The sequence below is a fragment of the Pradoshia sp. D12 genome (genome assembly GCF_008935075.1).
Taxonomy (GTDB): Bacteria; Bacillota; Bacilli; order Bacillales; family Pradoshiaceae; genus Pradoshia.
In genome coordinates this window covers 2,991,576-3,016,284 of sequence record NZ_CP044545.1, presented here as the reverse complement: position 1 = coordinate 3,016,284, position 24,709 = coordinate 2,991,576, and the positions used below count along the sequence as shown (strand labels likewise).

Annotated in this window: 23 protein-coding genes and 1 other annotated feature; of the genes, 22 read left to right on the top strand and 1 reads right to left on the bottom strand. The window is 38.4% G+C overall.

Translation table 11 applies throughout. The features are described from left to right. Positions 1 to 150: 150 nt before the first annotated feature. The 8 genes from hemA to ysxE all read left to right on the top strand — a co-directional run bounded on the left by hemA (position 151) and on the right by ysxE (position 9,361). Positions 151 to 1,515, top strand: coding sequence for a glutamyl-tRNA reductase (hemA, locus tag F7984_RS14490; RefSeq protein WP_066105594.1), 1,365 nt, complete (start codon positions 151 to 153; stop codon positions 1,513 to 1,515). A 15-nt stretch (positions 1,516 to 1,530) separates the two neighbouring features. Next, positions 1,531 to 2,361 carry a cytochrome C assembly family protein gene (locus tag F7984_RS14485; RefSeq protein WP_066105591.1) on the top strand — a complete coding sequence of 277 codons (831 nt, stop codon included), beginning with the start codon at positions 1,531 to 1,533 and terminating at the stop codon, positions 2,359 to 2,361. Between the two features lie 13 nt (positions 2,362 to 2,374). Beyond that, positions 2,375 to 3,307, top strand: coding sequence for a hydroxymethylbilane synthase (hemC, locus tag F7984_RS14480; RefSeq protein ID WP_066105588.1), 933 nt, complete (start codon positions 2,375 to 2,377; stop codon positions 3,305 to 3,307). Beyond that, positions 3,308 to 4,087: a uroporphyrinogen-III synthase gene (locus F7984_RS14475; RefSeq protein WP_139892629.1), complete on the top strand. Its 780-nt coding sequence runs from the start codon at positions 3,308 to 3,310 to the stop codon at positions 4,085 to 4,087. 17 nt (positions 4,088 to 4,104) lie between these two features. Continuing rightward, the gene (hemB, locus tag F7984_RS14470; protein ID WP_140461959.1) at positions 4,105 to 5,094 is read left to right on the top strand and encodes a porphobilinogen synthase; all 990 of its coding nucleotides are present in this window, start codon (positions 4,105 to 4,107) and stop codon (positions 5,092 to 5,094) included. Positions 5,095 to 5,121: 27 nt separating this feature from the next. Next, complete coding sequence (gene hemL, locus F7984_RS14465) at positions 5,122 to 6,411, top strand: glutamate-1-semialdehyde 2,1-aminomutase (protein WP_066105575.1); 1,290 nt, start codon at positions 5,122 to 5,124, stop codon at positions 6,409 to 6,411. Positions 6,412 to 6,682: 271 nt separating this feature from the next. Next, on the top strand, positions 6,683 to 8,152 hold the full coding sequence (locus tag F7984_RS14460) for a LysM peptidoglycan-binding domain-containing protein (protein ID WP_140461960.1): 1,470 nt from the start codon (positions 6,683 to 6,685) through the stop codon (positions 8,150 to 8,152). A gap of 186 nt (positions 8,153 to 8,338) precedes the next feature. Continuing rightward, entirely contained in the window at positions 8,339 to 9,361 is a 1,023-nt protein-coding gene (gene ysxE, locus F7984_RS14455; RefSeq protein WP_140461961.1) for a spore coat protein YsxE, read from the top strand. Between the two features lie 89 nt (positions 9,362 to 9,450). Here the strand turns inward: ysxE and F7984_RS14450 are convergent, their stop codons facing one another. After that, complete coding sequence (locus F7984_RS14450; protein ID WP_066105566.1) at positions 9,451 to 9,642, bottom strand: hypothetical protein; 192 nt, start codon at positions 9,640 to 9,642, stop codon at positions 9,451 to 9,453. Between the two features lie 221 nt (positions 9,643 to 9,863). Continuing rightward, positions 9,864 to 10,098: a binding site (T-box leader), on the top strand. Positions 10,099 to 10,165: 67 nt separating this feature from the next. Between F7984_RS14450 and F7984_RS14445 the strand changes: the two genes are divergently transcribed. The 14 genes from F7984_RS14445 (at position 10,166) to mreD (ending at position 24,653) form a co-directional block, all read left to right on the top strand. Next, entirely contained in the window at positions 10,166 to 12,817 is a 2,652-nt protein-coding gene (locus F7984_RS14445) for a valine--tRNA ligase (protein WP_066105564.1), read from the top strand. 97 nt (positions 12,818 to 12,914) lie between these two features. Further along, positions 12,915 to 14,225, top strand: coding sequence for a bifunctional folylpolyglutamate synthase/dihydrofolate synthase (locus F7984_RS14440; protein WP_140461962.1), 1,311 nt, complete (start codon positions 12,915 to 12,917; stop codon positions 14,223 to 14,225). Positions 14,226 to 14,363: 138 nt separating this feature from the next. After that, positions 14,364 to 16,085 carry a sensor domain-containing diguanylate cyclase gene (locus F7984_RS14435; RefSeq protein WP_180350012.1) on the top strand — a complete coding sequence of 574 codons (1,722 nt, stop codon included), beginning with the start codon at positions 14,364 to 14,366 and terminating at the stop codon, positions 16,083 to 16,085. Positions 16,086 to 16,693: 608 nt separating this feature from the next. After that, complete coding sequence (locus tag F7984_RS14430; protein ID WP_066105695.1) at positions 16,694 to 17,443, top strand: prepilin peptidase; 750 nt, start codon at positions 16,694 to 16,696, stop codon at positions 17,441 to 17,443. 24 nt (positions 17,444 to 17,467) lie between these two features. Next, the gene (gene pilM / locus F7984_RS14425) at positions 17,468 to 17,953 is read left to right on the top strand and encodes a type IV pilus biogenesis protein PilM (protein ID WP_140461963.1); all 486 of its coding nucleotides are present in this window, start codon (positions 17,468 to 17,470) and stop codon (positions 17,951 to 17,953) included. After that, positions 17,923 to 18,429 carry a type IV pilus biogenesis protein PilM gene (locus F7984_RS14420; RefSeq protein ID WP_077248078.1) on the top strand — a complete coding sequence of 169 codons (507 nt, stop codon included), beginning with the start codon at positions 17,923 to 17,925 and terminating at the stop codon, positions 18,427 to 18,429. Before pilM ends, F7984_RS14420 begins: the two co-directional genes overlap by 31 nt. A 31-nt stretch (positions 18,430 to 18,460) precedes the next feature. Next, positions 18,461 to 18,961 carry a hypothetical protein gene (locus F7984_RS14415; RefSeq protein ID WP_140461964.1) on the top strand — a complete coding sequence of 167 codons (501 nt, stop codon included), beginning with the start codon at positions 18,461 to 18,463 and terminating at the stop codon, positions 18,959 to 18,961. A 94-nt stretch (positions 18,962 to 19,055) separates the two neighbouring features. Then, positions 19,056 to 19,526, top strand: coding sequence for a type II secretion system protein (locus tag F7984_RS14410; RefSeq protein WP_140461965.1), 471 nt, complete (start codon positions 19,056 to 19,058; stop codon positions 19,524 to 19,526). Positions 19,527 to 19,621: 95 nt separating this feature from the next. After that, positions 19,622 to 20,578, top strand: coding sequence for a hypothetical protein (locus F7984_RS14405; protein ID WP_140461966.1), 957 nt, complete (start codon positions 19,622 to 19,624; stop codon positions 20,576 to 20,578). Between the two features lie 120 nt (positions 20,579 to 20,698). Then, positions 20,699 to 21,307 carry a Maf family protein gene (locus F7984_RS14400; protein ID WP_225983733.1) on the top strand — a complete coding sequence of 203 codons (609 nt, stop codon included), beginning with the start codon at positions 20,699 to 20,701 and terminating at the stop codon, positions 21,305 to 21,307. Positions 21,308 to 21,344: 37 nt separating this feature from the next. Beyond that, complete coding sequence (gene radC, locus F7984_RS14395; RefSeq protein WP_140461968.1) at positions 21,345 to 22,034, top strand: RadC family protein; 690 nt, start codon at positions 21,345 to 21,347, stop codon at positions 22,032 to 22,034. A 162-nt stretch (positions 22,035 to 22,196) separates the two neighbouring features. Beyond that, on the top strand, positions 22,197 to 23,213 hold the full coding sequence (locus F7984_RS14390) for a rod shape-determining protein (protein ID WP_140461969.1): 1,017 nt from the start codon (positions 22,197 to 22,199) through the stop codon (positions 23,211 to 23,213). A 55-nt stretch (positions 23,214 to 23,268) separates the two neighbouring features. Continuing rightward, on the top strand, positions 23,269 to 24,141 hold the full coding sequence (mreC, locus tag F7984_RS14385) for a rod shape-determining protein MreC (RefSeq protein WP_140461970.1): 873 nt from the start codon (positions 23,269 to 23,271) through the stop codon (positions 24,139 to 24,141). Beyond that, on the top strand, positions 24,138 to 24,653 hold the full coding sequence (mreD, locus tag F7984_RS14380; RefSeq protein WP_066105539.1) for a rod shape-determining protein MreD: 516 nt from the start codon (positions 24,138 to 24,140) through the stop codon (positions 24,651 to 24,653). Before mreC ends, mreD begins: the two co-directional genes overlap by 4 nt. Positions 24,654 to 24,709: the final 56 nt, after the last annotated feature.

Here is a 24,709-nt window from a genome sequence, read left to right as displayed (position 1 = left end):
ATATCAGGTTTTTATTTCATGAGAATTTCTCATTTACATGTTTAATTGATATAGAGTTACGATAATGTTCACAATTTGTGGAAAATTTTTCATATACACCAATGATATACTTGCAAAAGAATATGCTCAGATGGGGGTGTGACAGGGGAAATGCATATAATTGTTGTCGGTCTTAATTACAAAACTGCTCCTGTTGAAATCCGTGAAAAAGTCAGTTTTGAATTGGGACAGCTGCCGGAAGCGATGAAATCATTAAGTAAGAAAAAAAGTATCCTTGAAAATATCATTGTTTCCACCTGTAATCGGACAGAGGTTTATGCAGTAGTGGATCAGCTGCACACGGGCAGATATTATATTAAAGAATTTTTAGCAGAGTGGTTCGCGGTTGACCAAAATGAACTTTCCTCCTATTTATATGTTTATGAGCAGGACGGAGCAGTTAATCATTTATTCCAGGTTGCCTGTGGATTGAACTCCATGGTATTGGGAGAAACTCAAATACTTGGACAGGTGAAGAAAAGCTTCCAGCAGGCACAGGAAGAAAATACCGTCGGAGTATTGTTTAATAATCTGTTTAAACGGGTGATTACGCTTGCCAAAAAAGCTCACTCTGAAACGGAAATCAATAAAAATGCGGTATCAATCAGCTATGCAGCGGTTGAGCTTGGTAAAAAAATCTTTGGTTCGCTTCAGGATAAGAAAATCCTCGTAGTCGGTGCCGGGAAAATGGGCCAGCTTGCCATTGAAAATTTATATAGCAATGGTGCCAATCAAGTAACGGTAATTAACAGAACCTTGGAAAAAGCCGAAATATTGGCATCTAAATTCTCTGGACAGGCAAAAATGCTTCAGGAATTGCAATGTGCCCTGCTTGATGCAGATATATTAATCAGTTCGACTGGATCAAAGGAATATGTAATTACAAAAGAAATGATGGAAAATATCAACATTTTAAGAAAAGGCCGTCCGATTTTTATGGTTGATATTGCCGTACCGCGTGATTTAGATCCTAAACTAATGGAACTGGACAGCGTCTTTCTTTATGATATAGACGATTTAGAAGGTATCGTTCAGGCGAACCTGGCAGAAAGAAAAGAAGCAGCAGAACAAATTATGATCATGATTGAAAGTGAGCTGGTTGAATTCAATCAATGGATCAAAATGCTTGGTGTTGTTCCTGTGATTTCTGCATTGCGCGAGAAAGCATTAGATATTCAGGCAGAAACAATGGAGAGTATGCAGCGTAAATTACCAGGCCTAAGTGAAAGAGAATGGAAGGTTATTAATAAGCATACGAAGAGCATCATTAATCAGATGCTTAAAGATCCGATTCTTTATGCAAAAGATATGGCAGAAATGAAGAATCCAGAGGCTGCTTTACAGGCATTTGTCTCGATCTTCAATATTGAGGAGCTTGTAGAAGAACAGGAATTTAAGGCGGCAATGCCATTCCAATCTAAAACATCGGTCCAGCAAAATAGACCTGTCTTGAAAGTGGTGTCACAACCATATTAAGCAAGGATGGGATATATGATTGATATTAATTTAAATAGATTGCAAGAAATTACAATTATATTATATGGACTTAGTGTCTTATTCTATTTCATAGATTTTTTACAAAATAATCGGAAGGCTCATAAGGCAGCCTTCTGGTTTCTTTCGATTGTTTGGTTGATGCAAACAATTTTTTTATGTCTATATATGTTTGAAGTGGGAAGATTCCCGGTTCTTACCTTATTTGAAGGATTATATTTTTACGTGTGGATATTGATTACCTTTTCACTCATCCTAAACCGGATAATACGGACAGATTTTTTTATGTTTTTTACAAATGTAATAGGGTTTGGTTTGATGGTCATTCATATATTCTCAACATTAGAATCCTATTCTACGGCAGAAGCGCAAACTAAGGTGTTATCTGAGCTATCCATGATTCATATTACAGTTGCCATTCTATCTTATGCAGCGTTTGCTCTTTCCTTTGTCTTTTCAATTTTGTATCTAATACAGTACGATTTATTAAAGCGAAAGAAATGGGGGAAAAGGCTGAACAGGCTGGGAGATCTGGCGAAACTGGAACAGCTGTCTTATATACTGGTAGCAATCGGTGTACCTCTGTTATTATTATCATTAATACTAGGTCTTGAATGGGCCTATATAATCGTTTCGGATATTAATTGGTATGATAGTAAAATTCTTGGCTCATTTGCCTGCCTAATTATATATGGAATCTATTTATATCTTAAAGTTAACAACCGGATTTATGGGAAATCACTCGCTTATTGGAATATTGGTTCATTCTTGTTAGTGCTAGTGAATTTCTTCTTTTTCGGCAGCATATCAGCATTTCATGTCTATTGATGGAGGGTAAATCATGAGAAAAATCATTATCGGTTCACGTAGAAGTAAATTAGCATTGACACAATCTAATTGGGTTATTGACCAGCTGAAAAATCTGGGATTACCGTTTGAATTTGAATTGAAAGAAATTGTGACAAAGGGTGACAGGATTTTAGACGTAACTCTCTCTAAGGTCGGAGGAAAAGGTCTTTTTGTAAAAGAAATCGAACAAGCCATGCTAGATGGGGAAATTGATATGGCCATTCATAGCATGAAAGACATGCCGGCAGAGCTTCCAGAAGGGTTAACAATTGGCTGTATTCCAGAGCGTGAGGATCATCGTGATGTGTTGATTTCAAAAAATAATCTAACGCTTGCAGAACTTCCGGAAGGTGCGATTGTCGGTACAAGCAGCTTAAGAAGAAGTGCTCAATTGTTGGCAAAACGTCCGGATTTAACAATCAAGTGGATTAGAGGGAATGTGGATACACGTATTCAAAAATTAAAAGATGAAGAATATGATGCAATCGTATTGGCGGCAGCAGGTCTTTCGAGATTAGGCTGGAAAAAGGATGTTGTCAGTGATTTCCTTGATGAAGATACTTGCATACCTGCAGTTGGCCAAGGGGCGCTGGCGATTGAATGCAGAGCAGACGATCATGAGCTATTGCAGGAATTAGCTAAATTAACTTGTCAGGATACAAAAGAAGCTGTTACAGCGGAGCGTGTCTTCCTCAATAAAATGGAGGGTGGCTGTCAGGTTCCAATTGCAGGTTTTGCATATAAAGACGAAAAAGGGACCTTACAATTCCAGGCACTCGTCGGAACGCCTGATGGGCGTACCATTTATCGTGAACAAATTTCAGGAGATGATCCTGAAAGCTTAGGTATAACAGCTGCCAATCGCCTAATCGAACGGGGAGCAAAGACTTTAATTGAAAAGGTTAAAGAGGAGATGGAAAGCTAAATGAAGCATTCCTTGTTTCTTTCGGGTAAAGGCGTATTGGTTACAAGAGAAGAAGCGCAGGCCGAACAATTGTGTGCCATGATTGCTGAGCATGGAGGGGTACCAATTAAGGTGCCTCTTCTTTCGTTTCAAAAGGTTGATGCAGATAGGCTTGAATCAGTAAAAGAAAAGCTGAGCAGGCTGGAATCTTTTGATTGGATCGTTTTCACAAGCAAGCCGGGTGTTGATCTATTTTGTGAGATGCTGAACGAAATGGAATTTGAAGGAATCTATCCTAAAATAGCAGCCATTGGTAAAAAAACGAAAGCAGCCTTGCAGGAACATGGTCTGCAGCCTACTTTTATCCCACCGAAATATGTAGCTGAATCTTTTTTGCCTGCGTTTCTGGAAGTAGTGGATACGAGCGAATCTGTGCTCATTATAAAGGGTGATTTGGCGAGAGATTATCTATTTAATGGGCTGATAGCTGCAGGTATACATACAGAGGAGTCCGTTATTTACAGCAACCGTATGCCAGAAGACAGTGAACAAGCCTTGGTGGATGTACTTACAAATAAAAAGATAGATATTCTATTATTTACGAGCCCTTCGACAGTAAATCATTTTATGAAGACCGTGAAAAAACATCATTTATTTGACTGTTTGATAGATAAAGTGACAGTTGCAATCGGACCGGTCACGAGGAAAAGAGCCGAAGAACTGGGCGTGGCTGTCACATTATGTCCGGAGCAATATACCGTAGATGAAATGATGAAAGAATTAAGGCAGTATTATTCGTAATATAGGAGGACCTTAAAATGGCCAATATTGAATTTAATCGACACAGAAGATTAAGAAGAAATGAATCTATGAGAGCGCTTGTGCGTGAAACACATTTACATGTAGAAGACTTTATTTATCCGATTTTTATTACGGAAGGTACAAATGAAAAGAACCCCGTTACTTCTATGCCAGGAATCTATCAATTTTCCATGGATCGTTTGAAAGAGGAAATGGATGAAGTGGCTTCACTTGGTATCAAATCTGTCATTCTCTTTGGAGTACCGGATCAGGAAAATAAGGATGAATGTGGGATAGGTGCTTTTCATACACATGGGATTGTCCAAAAAGGGATTCGTTTTGTAAAAGAAAACTATCCTGAAATTCTTGTTGTAGCTGATACATGTTTATGTGAATATACAAGCCACGGTCACTGCGGTATGGTTGAAAATGATGAAATCTTAAACGATGAAAGTCTGGAGCTTTTGGTTAAAACAGCTGTCAGCCAGGCGGAAGCAGGAGCGGATATTATTGCTCCTTCCAATATGATGGATGGATTTGTGGCTGCGATTCGCCAGGGTCTTGATGAATCAGGGTATCAGCACATTCCAATCATGTCCTATGCCGTTAAATATGCATCCGCATTTTATGGTCCATTCCGTGAAGCAGCAAACGGAGCACCCCAATTTGGTGATAGAAAGTCCTATCAAATGGATTATGCCAATCGGATTGAAGCCCTGCGTGAAGCTGAATCAGACGTTCAGGAAGGAGCGGATTTCATCATTGTGAAGCCAGCTCTTGCTTTCCTTGATATCATTCGCGATGTGAAGAATACGGTAAATCTGCCTCTTGTAGCTTATAATGTAAGTGGAGAGTATTCCATGGTTAAAGCAGCAGGTGCAAATGGCTGGATTGACGAAAAAGCTATTGTGATGGAAATGCTAACTGGTATGAAACGTGCCGGTGTAGATTTAATCATTACTTACTTTGCAAAAGATGCAGCAAAATGGTTAAAAGAATCAAATTAATTCCATATATAAAGGAGATTGCAGCATATGCGTTCATATGAAAATTCTAAGAAAGCATTCCAGGAATCCATCAATTTATTGCCGGGCGGCGTAAACAGCCCTGTCCGTGCTTTTAAATCTGTAAATATGGATCCGATTTTTATGGAAAGAGGAAAGGGTTCAAAAATCTATGATATTGATGGCAATGAATATATTGATTATGTTCTTTCCTGGGGACCGCTGATTCTTGGCCATGCAAATGACCGGGTAGTAGAGGCGATTAAAAAGGTTGCTGAAACTGGTACAAGCTTTGGTGCTCCAACTTTAATGGAAAATAAATTGGCACAGCTTGTAATTGATCGTGTCCCATCAATTGAAATGATACGGATGGTTTCCTCCGGTACAGAAGCAACCATGAGCGCACTTCGTCTGGCACGAGGATATACAGGACGAGATAAGATCCTTAAATTTGAAGGATGTTATCACGGACATGGAGATTCATTGCTTATCAAAGCAGGTTCAGGAGTTGCTACACTTGGTTTGCCAGATAGCCCTGGTGTTCCAGAGGGCGTTGCGCGAAATACCATTACAGTTCCATACAATGATCTTGAGAGTGTAAAACTTGCTTTTGACCAATATGGCGAAGATATAGCAGCTGTAATTGTAGAGCCAGTTGCGGGAAATATGGGAGTAGTCCCTCCACTGCCAGGCTTCTTGCAGGGATTAAGAGAAATTACTGAAAATCACGGTTCTTTATTAGTCTTTGACGAAGTTATGACCGGTTTCCGTGTTGATTATCAATGTGCGCAAGGTCATTTCGATGTTACTCCAGATTTAACTTGTCTAGGAAAAGTAATTGGCGGAGGACTTCCAGTAGGAGCATTCGGCGGTAAAAAAGAGATCATGAGCCAAATTGCGCCAAGCGGTTCCATCTATCAAGCCGGTACATTATCAGGAAATCCGATTGCGATGACAGCCGGTTATGAAACGTTAATCCAGCTTAATGAGGATACGTATAAAGAGTTTACTAAAAAAGCAGATCTCTTAGAGGCAGGGTTTAAGGAAGCAGCTGAAACCTACCAAGTACCTTTAACGTGTAATCGAGCAGGGTCTATGATTGGCTTCTTCTTTACTAATGAACAGGTTAAAGATTACGAGTCTGCAAAACAATCAGATCTTCAATTTTTTGCGAATTATTATAAAGAAATGGCGGAAAATGGTGTATTCTTGCCGCCTTCTCAATTTGAAGGAATCTTTCTTTCAGTTGAACATAGTAATGAAGATATTCAAAAGACTATACAGGCTGCCCAAAAAGCGTTTAAAGCAATTAAACGATAAAGTGAAACAATGTCCGTTGAGGAATTACTTTCATTCCACACGGAGCATTAGTTGAACTAATCGACTTCTTACTGCTGCTTACCTTTGTTTTAGGCGAGAGTCCATGCTCCAATTTGAATGAGATAAAGTGATTAGTAGATTCCCCCGAGTATGCTCTCGGGGGAATTTTTTTATTCTCCAGACATACGTTTAACAAAGCACATATTTTCTGTATCTGCAGCATAGGCTGATAATGGCATTTAGATGAAAAGGGCTGAAGGGAGGAAATTGGGTGTCTGAGGATCATGCATCGTCATTACGATTTTCATTAGAAGAGAGTGTGTGGTTTCAAAGGGGACAGGAAGTTGAGGAACTGTATTCCATTTCGCTTGAACCAAATGTTTCAGCTCATCAAGTAGAACAGTATGTGATTCTTAAAGGGACTCTGGATTTAATGGGGGAATATAAGGCCACTGAGGCAACAGGACAGGAAGAAGGAGCAGAAGATCCGTTTCGGCGCTATGTTTCTGTAATCGAACAAAGGGAGCATCATTTATTTGAATTCCATCAGCAATTTCCTGTAGATATAACGATTCCTGCAGAAAGAGTTCGGGAAATGGATGAGCTTAATATAGGTGTGCATACCTTTGATTATAAGCTGCCAGAAAAGGGATATCTGCAAATTAGAGCAGATTTATGGATTGGTGGAGTTTACGATAATTTGCCTGAAGAGCAGACGCAAGTGACAGAGACAGAGGAACGGGAAGAGACTTCAAACTATCAAAATGGAACATCCGGGCGATTTCAGGAAGAGCATCATACTCATACATGGAATAAAATCAACGAAGATTTTGAGGAGTCAGCAGAGGAGATTACTATTCAGGCAGAAGTCCATAATGAGCAAGAGGAAGAACAGATAGAGGTGCATTTATATCGGGAAAATTCTGAGGATGAGGATCAGGAGCAGGAGGATTTGGCAGATTCGCCTGAGATTTATCTCAAGAACCCAACTTCTTATATAGAGAGTAATCATAACCAGGATGACCATTTTTATGTTGAAACTAAATTGTCACCCCGACTGCATCAACCAGCCGATTATGAAGAAACACAGCCGAATGATGAGTCAGATCATACAGACAAGGACTATAGCCCTTTTGCTTTTGAACCGGACCAATTAGTTGACAGACAAAAGCAAAAAGATGAAAACCAATCTTTTTCCATTCCATATGATAATAGATTTGATGAGGGTCCTCCGGAATTAATGGAAGTCGTTCCTTTTACTGCCGAGTATGGAAAAGAGGAAAGTTCAGAATATGAAAAAGAGGAAAGTTCAGAATATGACAGAGTACAGCCGCACCAATCTCAAGCGAATGTAGCACCAGATTTGAATAAAGCTGCAGTAGAACCGGAAACAAATGTTTCTCGCATACGTCAACAGAACAAAGAACAAACATCCAATCAGTATGTAGAGAAAAAGTATCAATCGTCTGATTCTAAAAGAAAGAATGGGAAGGAGAACGAAGATCAAACTGAAGGTAAGTCTAAATCTTTGTTATACGATTTATTTACAGAGGAGGAAGAATCACAACAATCAAAAGTAAGAGTCTGTATTGTCCAAAATGGAGAAAATATTGATGTTCTGGCAGATCGATATAAAACGAGCGTTCAGCATATCGCGAGAATAAACGGGTTGGAATTAACATCCGATCTAAAAGCTGGTCAGGTAATTTATATTCCTGAAGCTGCTGCTTCTTATAAATAATAGGTCTAGTTAACAGCAGAGCACAGCATTATATGCTCTGCTTTTTTAATAGGAATAGTACAATGCAATTTAACTGTGAGAAACATGGCTGCATAGCTCATTAAAAAATAATGACTTATGATAGGGCAGCTGAAATAGATTTCATTGGTTTCCAAAAAGGGCACATGCAGAAAGGGTGCCAGAGGAATGTTAAGAAAAGATCAGGAGTGGATATCTGAGTTTCTAAGAAACTATCAATTGGAACTTGAATTTTACGAGGATTTTGGAAAAGTAAAAAAAGTATATACGAACAATGGTATATTTGCGATTAAAACCATCCCGGCAACCAAAGGCATTGATTTTATCAAAAATGTGCAGAACCTATATCAAAATGGATATAACCGAATTGTTCCGATTTTTCCAACAGTTGATGGCAGATATGGAGTATTAACTCATGATAAAATCAGTTACCTTATGCCTTGGCTGCCGGATGAACATATAGAGGAACGGGCAGAACGACACCAGCAGATGTTCAGGGAATTGGCAAGAATGCATACGCTATCTGGCAAAGAAATTAACATTACGAAAGAGGAACGGGAAGAGCATTATGAAAAAACAGTCAAGGAGTGGGAGGAGCAAAAGGAATTTATTCGTGAAATGGTAACAACCATCGAAAAGAAGTGGTATATGTCTCCGTTTGAGCAGTTGTTTAGTATGTGCTTTTATGACTTGTCTCAGGCTCTGACGTATTCCTTAAATAAACTGAAGGAGTGGTTTGACCTAACAAAGGAAGAAGAAAAAGTACGCAGTGTGGTGACCCATGGAAATATCTCAATTCATCATTTCTTATATAGTGAAAATGGTTATGGCCATTTTATCAATTTTGAACAGAGTAAAACCGCACCTGCCTATTTCGACTTATTGCCTTTTGTCGTTAAGCAGTTAAAAACTTATCCAATCCAGGGTGAAGAAATAGTTGAGTGGATCTATCTTTATCTGAAGTATTTTCCCTACAAGGAGGGTGAGCTGCGTTTATTCTTATCCTATTTAGCCTATCCGGCTAATTGTATCAAGGTAGTAGAACAATACTCCAGAAAAAAAGGTAAACAGGATGAAATACAATTTTGCCGAAGATTCCAAAGGCAGTATTGGTTATTAAAAAACATTGAATATATTATTATGAGGATGGAACAAATAGAAGAAAGCAAAAAGGCGAAGGAAGAGAAATAAAAGATATGGCATCAACATAATAAAATGATAGGCTGTATCAAACAAAAACCAGGCAAACCTACCTGGTCTAAATGAATAGTTATAAAAGATTACAGAATATCAAAGTGGAAGGCTAAAGCAAGACCAATCAGTAATAATAGCAGAAATAAATCAAAAGTGGTCGGAAAAAAGAATGTCCGGATTCCTTGAAAAACGGCAAAGGGAATGGAGAATTGCTGTAAGACATTTCTTGTATTTCGAATCCACGGAGGCATATTGTATTGAGTTACCTTTTTTCGCATGTAAATTCCCCCTTTATGATAGAATATAAAATTCCCCCTGAATGGGTGTCTGTACAGCATTATTTAAAGCGTCTAAGAATGAGAATTGACGATGACACCTTGGACATAGGCTTGAATAAAATATAGAAAAATGGGAAACAATGATTGACGAGTAGATGCATACTTATGTATGATAACAGTATTAAAAAATGATTTCCGATTATGAGAAACCAAAATAACAATGAAAAGCTTTGAATGGGAAGAGTATGTGATTAAGACTGTAAGAGAGAGGAATCCATCGGCTGTAAGATTCCTTCAGTAACCGTAATCGCAGAAGGTCGCCCGGGAGCTGTTTCCGTGAACGTCAATAGTAGCGGATAACCGGTGAAGAGCCGTTAACGAAATGAAGTGCCGATACAACAGTTATTTGTATTGGAACAAAGGTGGTACCGCGAGACATACCGTTTCGTCCTTTTTATATAGAGGATGAAGCGGTTTTTTTATTGCGTTTTTCACCAATTATGAAAGTAAAGGAGAATGAAAAATGGAGCAACAAACGGATATTGGTATGCCAACCAAATACGATCCTCAATCAATCGAAAAAGGACGCTATGATTGGTGGTTAAAGGGTAAATTCTTTGAAGCGGGACAGGATAAACAAAAAGAACCTTATACGATTGTAATTCCTCCTCCAAACGTAACGGGTAAACTGCATTTAGGTCATGCATGGGATACTGCGCTTCAGGATATTTTGACAAGAATGAAGAGAATGCAGGGTTATGACGTATTATGGCTGCCAGGTATGGACCATGCGGGAATCGCAACTCAAGCGAAGGTAGAAGAAAAACTGCGCAATCAAGGTGTTTCACGTTATGATTTGGGACGTGAGAAATTTGTTGAAGAAACATGGAAATGGAAAGAGGAATACGCATCCCATATCCGTGAGCAATGGGCAAAAATTGGATTGGGCCTAGATTATTCTCGTGAACGCTTTACTCTAGATGAGGGACTTTCAAAAGCTGTTCGTGAAGTGTTTGTAAAACTTTATGAAAAAGGCCTTATTTACCGCGGTGAATATATTATTAACTGGGATCCAAGTACAAAAACAGCGATCTCTGATATTGAAGTAATTCATAAAGAGGTTAAGGGTGCTTTTTATCATATGCGCTACCCACTTGCAGATGGCAGCGGGCATATTGAAGTTGCGACAACTCGTCCGGAAACAATGCTTGGCGATACAGCAGTTGCAGTTCACCCGGAAGATGACCGTTATAAGCACCTGATTGGAAAAACGGTTATCCTGCCAATCGTAGGAAGAGAAATTCCGATTGTTGGCGATGATTATGTAGAGATGGATTTTGGTTCCGGGGTTGTAAAAATTACACCAGCACATGATCCTAATGACTTCGAGGTAGGTAATCGTCATAATCTTGAACGCATTCTAGTTATGAATGAAGACGGAACGATGAACGCGAAGGCTGGCAAATATGAAGGTATGGACCGTTTCGATTGCCGTAAGCAAATTGTGAAAGATCTTCAGGATCAGGGAGTGTTGTTCAAAATTGAAGAGCATATCCATCAGGTTGGACACTCTGAAAGAAGCGGATCTGTTGTAGAGCCTTATTTATCTACACAATGGTTTGTTAAAATGGGACCATTGGCAGAGCGTGCAATTGAAATGCAATCCACTGAAGGTAAAGTAGAATTCGTACCGGAACGCTTTGAGAAAACATATTTGAATTGGATGGATAATATCCATGACTGGTGTATCTCCAGACAGCTTTGGTGGGGTCACCGCATTCCGGCTTGGTACCATAAGGAAACAGGCGAGGTATATGTAGGAATGGAAGATCCTGCAGATATCGAAAACTGGACGCAGGATACAGATGTATTGGATACATGGTTCAGTTCTGCGTTATGGCCGTTTTCCACAATGGGCTGGCCTGATACAGATTCAGAAGACTTTAAACGTTATTATCCAACAGCAGCTCTTGTGACTGGATACGATATTATTTTCTTCTGGGTATCAAGAATGATCTTCCAGGGACTTGAATTCACTGGAGAGCGTCCATTCAAAGATGTATTGATTCATGGACTTGTACGTGATGAGCATGGCAAGAAAATGAGTAAATCTCTTGGCAATGGTGTAGATCCAATGGAGGTTATTGAGAAATATGGTGCGGATTCATTAAGATATTTCTTAACAACTGGAAGCTCACCAGGTCAGGATTTACGTTTCAGCTATGAAAAAGTAGAATCTGTTTGGAACTTTGCCAATAAAATTTGGAATGCATCCCGTTTCTGCTTGATGAATATGAATGGGCTGAAATATGAAGAGATTGATTTAACAGGCGAAAAATCAGTTGCGGATAAATGGATTTTAACTCGTCTAAACGAAACGATTGAAACTGTAACAAGACTGGCAGATAAATATGAATTCGGTGAAGTTGGCCGTGCATTATACAACTTCATTTGGGATGATTTCTGTGATTGGTATATTGAAATGGCGAAGCTCCCTCTATATGGAGAAGACGAGGAAGCTAAACTTACAACACGTTCTATCCTTGCGTACGTATTGGATCAAACGATGCGATTGTTACATCCATTTATGCCATTCATCACTGAAGAAATTTGGCAGAACCTTCCTCACCAAGGGGAGTCCATCACAACAGCATCTTGGCCTGTTGTAAATCCGGACTTAACGGATGAAAAAGCTTCTGATGAAATGAAATTGCTTGTCGAAATCATTCGTACAGTACGTAATATTCGCGCAGAAGTGAACACGCCGCTCAGCAAAAAAATCAAGCTTTCTTTGAAGGCGAAAGATGCAGAAACACAAGCTGTTCTTGAAAAAAACAGCAGCTATATCGAGCGCTTCTGTAATCCAGAGGAATTAACAATTGGTACAGACATCCCTGCTGATGATAAAGCGATGACAGCTATTGTAACGGGTGTTGAATTAATTCTTCCATTGCAAGGTCTATTAAATATTGAAGAGGAACAAAAACGTCTTCAAAAAGAACTTGAAAAATGGAAAAAAGAAGTAGAAAGAATTGAGAAAAAGCTATCCAATGAAGGCTTCATGAAAAAAGCGCCTGAAAAGGTGATTGAAGAAGAAAAAGCGAAGCTGGCAGACTATGTTGAAAAACGTGAGGCTGTACAAAGCCGCCTGAAGGATTTAGAAGAATTGGCTTAAGACATTTTATTGCGCCCTGTTCGAAGCATTTGAACAGGGTGTTTTTGTTCAATCATGACATACTAATACATAGCGCAATGGTTGAGGAGTGAAAAAAATGATACAGGATTATCAACAGGCAGAGAAATTTCTTGCAGACCGTACAGCAAAACTTGGGATGGATTTTGGCCTGGAAAGAATGGAAAGAGTCTTACGTAAATTGGGAAATCCGGAGCGCAGCATTCCTTGTATACATATAGCAGGCTCAAATGGCAAAGGTTCTACGCTTACATTTTTAAAACATATTTTGGTGGCAGAGGGCTACCGGGTAGGTACCTTTACATCTCCCTATCTTGAAAAGCTGAACGAACAAATTATGATTGATGAGGAAATGATTTCGGACAATAAGCTAGTTGAATGTTTAAATTACCTCCTCCCTGTTTTAAATGAAGCAGAGCAAGAAGGGGATTATCTGACTGCTTTCGAAGTAACGACTATATTAGCTTTTCTGCACTTTAAAAATGAGCAACCGGACATTCTTATTATTGAAACAGGACTTGGGGGAAGACTTGATTCCACTAATGTAATTGAACCGCTTTTGGAGATCATTACTAGCATTTCTTTAGAGCATACCAACATTCTCGGGAATTCTCTGAGTAAAATAGCAACAGAAAAAGCAGGAATTATCAAGAATGGAACATCAGTTGTTACAGGTGTAAAAGATGAGGAAGCATTAGAGCCCCTCGCAAAACAGGCAGAGAAAATGAATGCTGCTTTATATACGCTAGGAAAAGAATTTAAGATTTTAAACCGCTCTCACCCTGAAAATCAGGAAGTTTTCACGGTTAAATGGCGAGAATACTTACTGGAGAATTTACATATTAGCATGCTTGGAAGCCATCAAGTTGAGAATGCAGCGCTTGCTGTCATCAGTTCAATATTACTTAGTGAAACGTATCGCTTTTCGATTCGGGAAGAAAGTATCAGCAAAGGACTGGCATCTGCCAGATGGAAAGGGCGTTTTGAGATTGTGTCGAACCAGCCGCTAATCATCCTGGACGGCGCACATAATGTGTCAGGTATAAACTCTCTGCTTTCAACGATTGATGATCGTTACCCAAATTGTGATATACATATTTTGTTTGCGGCCTTAAAGGACAAGGATTATACAAAGATGATTCAGATGATTGAACAAAAGGCAGCAAGTATAACTTTTACGGAGATTCCATTAGAACGAATGAATGAGGCAGAGGAGCTTTTTAAACATAGCCGACACCCTCATAAGGATGTAAAAAAAGATTGGGTAGAAGGAATAAATGAGATATTAGCCAAAATGAAAGACAGAGATATGCTATTGGTCACAGGCTCTTTATATTTTTTGGCGTCTATTCGTCCATATATCGTCAATGAAATTATTCGAAAGTCATAACTAAATTCATGTAAAAGTAATGATGTTCATGACAATCCTCCATAAGACCTGTTTTTGTAAATACTTGTGTGACAGATGTCGGAATTTTTGATAAAATTTGACATAAGATGGATGAAATTCCTGAACGGAGGGGCGGTAATGGTTACAAAACAAAAACGCTTCATTATTTGGATACTTTGGTTATTGATCGTCCCTGCAAGTTTATATATTTCATATACGGAGTATCCTATTTTAGGAAGCTTTTTTTCGATTGATATTCTTCTGTTCCTATTACTGCTTTGTATTATTACGTATTACCCTATTATGATAAATGGATTGCCAATTTTTCTCCTTCAGGGTGTATCCTTGGCTCTATTCCTTGAGTACGGATTATTTGTTGAAATAATCCTTTCGCAAATCGGAGTAATAACATTGCTCTATAGAATAAAAATAAGCAAGGATGAGCTTTTCCGCATTCCGATGAATTCTTTAATGTTTTTTATTAATTCATTAACAAGCGGATTAATCTATTATTTGCTTGGCGGTCAGCATTCTAATTTGGACTTATCGGATATAAGTGTATTTTCATTAATTGTAATCCACCAAATTGTCTGGTTCTTATCTAATTTTATTTGTGCTTTACTCATAGATGTGTTTGTATATAAGGCAAAAGTAGAGTTTGTTGCAAAAGATCAGGTTGCGGATATCGTATCCAGTATTATCATCTTTCCAATCGGTTTATTATTGTATTCAACCTATCAGGAGCTGGGGGTGGTAGCCATTATTATTGTTGGCGTACCGCTTGTGAGTTTGGCTCTTGTGATGAGACTGTATTATCGGGCTGACCATATGAATGAAGATTTGCAAAAAGCGAGCCAAATTGGTCACAGATTGACAGAAAGATTAGAAGTCAAGCAAGTACTGGATTTATTTTTGGGTGAAATTTCAAGGATTTTCCCAGTGGACGAAACCTATATTCTTAGTGTGGATAGCAAAGCCAATAATCGCCTTCGTATGGTTCGTTATGAAAGTAAAAATGAGACTGGTATGCCCCATTTGAATTTAATCTCGGCAACAGACAGCTTGTTAGGAGAAGTATGGAAATCAAAAAAAACATTGCTGATTCAGAGCTCTGCCTCCCTGAAGAAATACGAAAACCATGGTATTCCTGATTGGGCAGAAAGCGTCTTGATTGTTCCGGTTTTAAATGCAGAGCAAATGGAAGGGATTGTCCTTCATATATCTTCGAAAAGAAACTTTTTTGAAAACAGTCAGATAACGATTGCAGATATTCTTTCTACATATCTGGCTTCAGCTATTGAAAATGCGAAGCATTATGAAGAAACAAAAGCCAAAAGTGAACGCTGCTCTTTAACAAATCTATATAACAACTATTTTCTGGAAGATTACTTAAAAGAACAATTTATCCTGATAAGGGGAAGAAAGCTGGATACATTAACTCTTATCTTAATAGACTTGGATCACTTTAAGTCAATAAATGACTCTTACGGACATTTGGGTGGGAACGAAGTTTTATGCCAGGTAGCAGAACGTTTGTCTTCACTCGTACAATTTAAAGGGATTGCAGCCAGATATGGCGGTGAAGAATTTGTGCTTGTCCTCCCTGGTGCAGGAGTGGAGGAAGGCTATAAATTTGCCGAACTGGTACGTCAAAAAATTGGAACAAAGCCGTATGAATTAGTATCTGATTTAGGTAGTGAAAGCAGGAGGGTTCATGTAAGAGTAACTGCATCAATTGGAGTTTCAACCGCTCCAATTGATGCGGATGATCCTCACTCATTAATCCGTCATGCAGACCGGGCTATGTATACAGGAGCAAAACGCGCCGGACGTAACAAAGTGGCGCAATATATTAAATAAAAGAGACGTATTCCGACTACTAGAGAGGAGGAATACGTCTTTTTTGTTCAAGAGAAATAGACTAAAGCTATTTGTGTAGAAGTGAGTTTCATATATGGAACAGCTGATAAAAATTTTGAAAGAGAAATCGAAGTAATTCAAGCATTAATTACTATTTTGATAAAAAGATGAAGTTAAATCTACCTATCTCTGTAAATCAACAATATCCTATAAGATTAATATTTATAAATAGAGCAGATAATTTATTGAAAAATATACAATATAATGGTAAAGAATGTATAATAAGTGATAATATAGGTAATTTGTATGAGTGAAGAATAGATTCTATTTAAAATACAGGGTAGAGGGGTGGGTATATGAAAAGACGGCTAAAACTAGCAATTGCTATTATTATTTTATTTCCAACGGTATTGCAGGCTCCTAACGTAACACATGGAGCGGAAAGCACTCCAAAAATAAGAGTTTTGGAGATTTACGATAATAAAAATTATTACCCGACAAAGCTTGAGGATCTTTTAGGGGATACCCAATATGAATATACGTCAATGCCAATGAAAAAATTTGTAGCACTTCGAGAAGAATTGGATGGAAAATATTACATGATTGTAATGTTTACTCTCTATCTCTTAATCTTCCTCACCGGTCTCATCTTTGGTTCATTTTATAATGTGGTAGGTTTGAGGATTCCAGCGAAGGAATCGATTGTGGCTCCGAGGTCGGCTTGTCCGGCCTGCGGCCATACATTGACACCGATAGAGCTTATCCCTGTATTGTCTTACTTGTTTCAAGGGGGGAAGTGCCGTAAGTGTAAGGCGGGCATTTCACCTATTTATCCGATGATGGAACTGACAACGGCTATTCTATTTATGGCAGCTCCGATGCTGCTGGGCTGGACTGCTGAATTGTTTGTGGCATGGGCACTTATTTCCCTGCTGATCATTATTTTTATATCGGATATTACGTACATGCTTATACCGAACAAAATTCTGCTGTTTTTTACAGTTGTTTTTTTGTTTATTCGGGTATTTATTCCTTTGGACCCATGGTGGGACGGTATAGCTGGGGCTATTGTCGGGTTTGGAATCCCATTTTTTATCGCTGTAATCAGCAAAGGCGGCATGGGTGGCGGAGATATTAAATTATTCGGTTTAATTGGATTTGTGATGGGAGTAAAGGGAGTTATTCTCGCCTTTATATTCTCCACCTTTTTTGGAGCTGTCTTTGGAGTCATTGGGATGTTAATCGGTCTTGTGAAGCGGCGGAAGCCGATTCCATTTGGACCGTTCATCGTCGTTGGTACACTGGTGGCCTACTTTTTTGGGGAGTTCTTGCTAGACTGGTATTTACAATTTTTGTGATTGATTTGGAAGGGAGAAGTTATAATGGCTTTTACTTTATTTTCAGGCAGCAATCGGGTTGTGAACCTGGTATTAAAAGACCATGTGATTCGTTATGTAGAACTTAAACAGCTGGACCCACCGATTGTTCATAAATGCGGTGAGCATTTTTTACCTGCCGGTGTTATAAAGGACGGCATTATTACTGATTTTGACCTTCTAAAGGATATTTTAGGTGATTGTGTTGTTAAATGGAAAATACAGAAACGTCAGGTGCGGTTTTTAGTACCAGACTCCCGTTTGGTCATTCGTAAGGTTGCCATTCCAAAGGATATTAAAGATGATGAAATCAAGGGCTACTTATATTTGGAAATGGGAACGAGTATACATCTTCCATTTGAGGAACCCATTTTTGATGTGGTTCTGTTGGAAGAGACGGAGGAAAAAAGGAAATTCTGTTATTCGCTGCTGAAGAAGAGGTGGTATCGGAGTACGCCACTTTGCTTGAAAAATCTCAGCTTTATCCTATAGAAGCAGATATTTCGCCTTTGTCGCTGTACAGGCTGTTTTTTCATGCAGGAAAAAGAGATTCGAAAGACCATCTCTTACTGATTGAATTTAATTTGCATACCGTCAACACAAGTGTTTTTGTAAATGATAAGCCGATCTTTATGAAAAATATCCCTATTACAGGGCAAAGTAGTGAATGGGAACTATTGCGTATAAATGAAGATCAGCAAATCATGGAATATTCCAGTGACAAAGAAGATTATATGCAATTGTTGGAGGATACTTATACAGAAATTGATCGGGTGCTAAGCTTTTATCAATATTCCTTAAGCCATGAGCAGCATCAGGTCACTAAAATAATCATAACCGGTGATCATCCTTATCTAACTGAAGTGATCACTGACATAAAAAATAGATATGATCAAACTGTGGTGAGTATTCCAAAGGGATATATACAAACCAATAAGGAACCTGAATTGCCGGAGTCCTTTTTTTAGCCGGGGGATTGGCTCTTAAAGGAGTGAGATGATGCTTGTAGAAATTAACTTGCTGCCAAAAAAAGAGCGCAAAAACCGTGGTGTACTCCTGATTATCTTATCTGCAGTGTTTCTCGGTATTCTCTGCGGAATCCTTTACTTTTGGCAATATCAGAGCAATCAAAGCCAGTTGAATGCATTAGAACAAGAATATGAAATGACTGCTCAAATGATTGAAGTGGAACAGCAGAAGGTTGTATCTCAGGAGAATAGCAATTCTGTTGCTCAATTAACAGAAAAGGTTAAATGGGCAAACCAATACCCTGTTAAAACAGTACTTCTTTTAAAACATTTGATTGGATTTTTGTCGGAACGAGGATTTATTGAAACCTTTTCTTATGCGGAAAATGGTGCTATTAAACTCGAAGTACGGTTTGATAAAGCAGAAGAAGCGGCCTATTATCTAAAGGATTTATCATCAACTGAAATCATAACGAATGCGATTAGATTTACAAAACCAATTGCCGGATATAGAGGCGCCTCCACCAGCTAATAAAGATAATCCATTAAGCATTGCACCGGACGTATATGACGATTCAAAAAAAGATAGTGAGTAGTTTAATAGAAGCATTCAGGTTGTGAGTGAAATGATAAGGAATATAAATAGGAAGTCTAATGAAAATGGAGCTACCTTAATTGAGTTACTGGCGATTATTGTCATATTGGGTATTATAGCTTCAATAGCTGTCCTGGTGATTGGCGATGTCATCCAAAAGGCGAGAAAGCAGGCCTTCGTCTCTAATGCCTATATCATGCGCAATGCCAGTACGGTTTATTATAAGAATAAAGAATTCAATAAAGAACCGTTAGTAAACCCCGTAACATATAACGAACTTGTTACCTCAGGTTTTTTGGATGTCATCATTGATCCGGATACAGGAGATAAATGGGGATTAGATCATACAGATTCCTATGTACTATTTAAGGATGGAAAAGCAGTATCCATCTGTTTAATTGGAATGAAACGTAAATTATGCGGTGAAAAGCAAGGTGAAGATTATTTGCCGTTGCCTCTTGATCAAATACGTGAAGAGAATGTTGAGGATAGAGAATCCTAGAAATTTGGCGAAACCTTTTTGGACAAGACGACAAGAGTCTTGTTCTTTTTTTTTTACAGAATGATAAGATGAACAAAAAACGCGGAGGCAAAGGAATGGATAAGCCAACCCGGGAACGAACAATCATCGTAAACATAAATGGCGAAAAAAAGGAATACAAATGGATTCCAAGTGAAGATCCAGATACTTTGGATACGATCCAAGAAATTGCCAGCACGGTTGAGGATGAACAAGAACCGTCTCTTTGGGCAGCACCCGAAGAAAAACCTGTTAAAAAAAACGAGGCAAAAACAAAGCCGACACAAAAAACGGCTTTTCTTGACCATGTAAAAATGAATAAATTACCGGTTCTTGCAGCAGGAATTCCTGTATTGGTAGCACTTATAATCGGGACATTATTTGGAGTTGTAATTTTAAAAATTGTCCTATTTGGCGGCGGAGAGGAAACTGTTAAAGTACCGGACTCTGTTCCTCTGCTTGGTTCCAATAAACAAGCGCCTCAGGACGAGAAGCAAATGGTCAAGGATATGAATGCTTTTGTCGTTCAGGGCGGCGTCTACTCGAGTAAACAGGCAGCAGAACAACGTGCCTCGCTTATTGAAGGGGATGGAATTCCTGCTATCATTCTTAAACAGGAGGATAAATATTTTATTTATATAGGAGCAGCGGCTACATTGCAGGATACAAAGAAATTGGCACTTTTATATAGAGGAGAAGGTGTCGATACGTATTGGAAGGAAATTCGTTTTCAGGGCCAAACAAAAAAAGCTTATACACCAAAAGAAACAGAGGTCATCCATAATATGATACACAACACCGGTCAATACACACAATTGGCTTCAGAGGGCCTATTACAAAGTGAAACGAAAGAAAAGCCAGATATAAAGTCTATTAATTTAGAGAATATTCCGAAAGAATTACAAAATCTCCATAATTTAAGTGAAAGTATGAATAAAACTTGGTCTACCTATCAATCTAAACCAGAAGAAGCATCCTTAATGCAGCTTCAAAAATGTATACTTCAATTTTTTGATGAATGGTATAGATTATAATGTATTTTCCGGGAAATAAAAAATACAATTTGTGTTTAAAAGGGTACTTCACATTTCGGGGTACTCTTTTTTATTTTGCTTTAAGAATTGAGAATGGTGTCGTATTCTGTTAGGATGAATATGTATCTCCCTATCTATATAAATTCTTATGGCAGGTGGCGAAAAGGATTGGATTTAATCTTGGCTTCTTCTTCCCCAAGGAGAAAAGAATTGCTTGAAATGCTGAACACACCATTTCAGGTGAAAGTAAGTTATGCAGACGAAACCTATCAGGATGGAATGGAACCTCACGAAATAGTGATGGAATTAGCACGCATAAAATCAACTGTTATCGCTGAAACTAACCGTGATTCCGTTGTGATAGGCGCAGATACGATTGTAGTAATGGATGGTGACATCCTGGGCAAGCCGAAAAATAAAGATGAAGCAATTTCCATGCTGAATCGTTTATCCGGTAATGTACACCAGGTTTATACAGGAGTTTCCTTAATAAGAGGGCAAGATTCTATCTTGTTTTATGAAAAAACAGATGTAGAATTCTGGCCATTAAAAAAAGAAGAAATTGAACAATATGTATTGACCGGAGAACCGTTTGACAAAGCGGGATCCTACGGGATACAGGGATTTGGTTCCTTGCTGGTGAAGAGAATCGAAGGTGACTACTTCTCAGTTGTAGGGCTCCCGGTTTCCAGACTTAAGAGGGAACTTGAAAAATTAGTACATCCTTAAGAATAGCCTCACTCCGTCAATGGAATGGAGAATATGGATGGATACAACGCAAATCATGATAAGAGACTATCCAAAGGATGATCGCCCAAGAGAACGATTTATCCAATTTGGACCGGAAAGTCTGTCAAACCAAGAGTTACTGGCACTTCTTTTAAGAACTGGAACAAAGGAAGATTCAGTGATAAATCTGGCTAACCAACTTTTGGCTAAGTTTGGCGGGCTGCGTCTTTTGAAAGAGGCAAGTATTGAAGAAATGACTAGTATTAAAGGTATTGGGGAAGCAAAAGCTGTGCAGCTTGCTGCAGCTATGGAATTAGGAAGAAGAATCAGCAATTTGACGAATGAAGAGAGGTACGTGATTCGTTCGCCAGAGGACTGTGCCAATTATTGTATGAATGATATGCGTTTTTTATCACAGGAACATTTTGTATGTATATATTTAAATACGAAAAACCAAATACTCCATAAACAAACAATCTTTATCGGCAGTTTAAACGCCTCAATTGTCCATCCCCGTGAAGTCTTCAAAGAAGCTCTCCGCAGATCAGCAGCATCTATAATATGCTTGCATAACCATCCTTCAGGAGACCCCACTCCAAGTCGAGAAGATATAGAAGTAACCAAACGTCTAGCTGAATGTGGGAAAATTATGGGAATAGAACTTTTAGACCATTTGGTTATCGGAGAGAAAAAATATGTAAGTCTTAAAGAAAAAGGATATTTATAATACTAGGAATTCACATGAGGATGAGCTATAATATTACGTATGCTTTTTAAAGAATTTATTTTTCATTACATTACTGAAGAACTTAACTTTATGATATGAAAAAGAAAATAAAAAAACTCGTACCTAATATGGAATATGTTTCAGAAAGGGAGATATTAAAAGATGCTTGGAAATAGAGATTTAGGAATTGATTTAGGAACCGCCAATACACTTGTTTATGTTAAAGGAAAAGGCATTGTAGTACGTGAGCCTTCCGTTGTTGCATTTCAAACAGATACAAAATCCATTGTTGCTGTCGGTAATGATGCGAAAAATATGATCGGCCGTACACCTGGTAATGTTGTGGCTTTGCGCCCTATGAAAGATGGCGTTATTGCTGATTATGATACGACTGCAACCATGATGAAATATTATATGAAACAAGCGTTAAAAAACCAAGGTTTATTTGCACGTAAGCCATATGTAATGGTATGTGTTCCATCCGGAATTACAGCCGTTGAAGAGAGAGCTGTTGTTGACGCAACTAGACAAGCCGGGGCACGTGATGCTTATACAATTGAAGAACCGTTTGCAGCTGCTATTGGAGCAAACTTACCTGTTTGGGAACCAACAGGCAGCATGGTTGTAGATATCGGTGGCGGTACAACTGAAGTCGCGATTATTTCTTTGGGCGGTATTGTGACTAGCCAATCTATTCGTATCGCAGGAGACGAAATGGATGAAGCGATTATTAACTATATCCGTAAAAACTACAATTTGATGATTGGTGATCGAACTTCTGAAGCTATTAAGCTTGAAATCGGTTCAGCTGGTGAACCTGAAGATATTGAAAACATGGAGATTCGCGGCCGTGACTTATTAACAGGCTTACCAAAAACAATTGAAATCACTGCTGATGAAATTGCAAAAGCTCTTCATGACACAGTGTATGCGATTGTAGATGCGGTTAAAAATACGCTTGAAAAAACTCCGCCTGAGCTTGCTGCTGATATCATGGATCGCGGAATCGTTCTAACAGGTGGTGGCGCATTATTACGCAACCTGGATAAAGTGATCAGTGAAGAAACAAAAATGCCTGTTCTAATTGCTGAAAATCCATTGGATTGTGTAGCAATTGGTACTGGTAAGGCACTTGATCATATTCATTTGTTCAAATCAAAAGTAAAAGATTCAAGATAATATAATAGAACGCAAAAATCCTGAAAGAGGATAATAATGATAGAGGAGCAAGGATATGCCACAATTTTTCTTAAACAAAAAATTGATTATCTTGCTGATTAGCATCATCTTTCTGGTGGCTTTGATTGGGTTCTCACTTCGGGAAAGGGATGAATTGAGCTGGCCTGAACAGTTTATGAAGGACTCGGCCGGCTTTGTTCAAACAATTTTCCATAAGCCCGCTTCTGCTGTAGCGGGCTTTTTTGAGAATCTTTCAGATTTAAGGAATACATATGAAGAAAATAAGAATCTTAAATCACGCCTGGAAGAATATGTGAAGTTGGAAACAGAGATATATGATTTGAAAAAAGAAAATGAGGAATTAAGCAATATACTTAAGAAAAAAGAAGATTTAAGTGATCATACAGTTTCTCATGCAACTGTCATTGGCAGAGGTCCGGAGAGATGGCATGAAACATTGACGGTCTCGAAGGGCAGTGTAAATGGGATTGAGAAAAATATGGCTGTAATTACTGCTGAGGGATTGATTGGAAAGGTCAAAAGTGTTTCTCAATTTACCTCTACAGTACAATTAATGACGGCTCTTGATCCGCAAAACCGTATTTCAGCAATGGTGCAAAGTAAAGAAAAATCATATGGATTTATCCAAGGATATGATGAAGATAAGCAAGCCTTGCTATTAACAGGTCTCCATTATGATGCTAAAATTAAAAAAGGTGAGAATGTGACAACATCCGGGCTTGGAGGGGTGTTCCCAGAAGGTTTAGTCATAGGTACGGTTAAGGAGGTCGTTATCGATCAATACGGATTAACCCAAACAGCTTTGGTTAAGCCGGCAGCTAATTTCTATGATTTGAATAACGTAATGATTGTAAAACGTACAATGACTACTATAGATACAGATAGCACTGAGGGGGATGACCTGTGATAAGGTTTAAAATCTTCCTTTTAGCTGTCCTTGTTTTTATATCTGAAGGGATTTTTGTTGAAATATTTTCGGCGAAATTATATACAACACCCTACATCTTGGTGCCAAGGTTTATTATTATCTTTCTAGTGTTTTTAGGGGTGTACGGAAAAAGGAACATGGCAATCATATATGCTTTTGTTATGGGAATCTTCTATGATGTCGTCTATACAGAAGTATTGGGTGTTTATTTATTCACTTTGCCGTTAATGGTGTACTTCTCAACTCAACTGATGAAAGTACTGCAAATTAATCTTGGGATAGTCTCAACTGTATGTTTGCTTGCTATATCTATTTTAGAAATTATCGTCTATGAGGTGAATACCTTAATTGGTTATACTTCATTGACGTTCATTGAATTTGCACGTATGAGATTGCTGCCTACCTTAATTCTGAATCTAATCTTCCTACTCCTGTTCGCTTATGTATTTGCTAAGTGGATTAAAAAATGGACTGTTGAAGAAGATAATTAAACGGTATTGATTCTATAAAAAAAGGAATTGTCAGCGCTCATGTCGAATTAAATTGC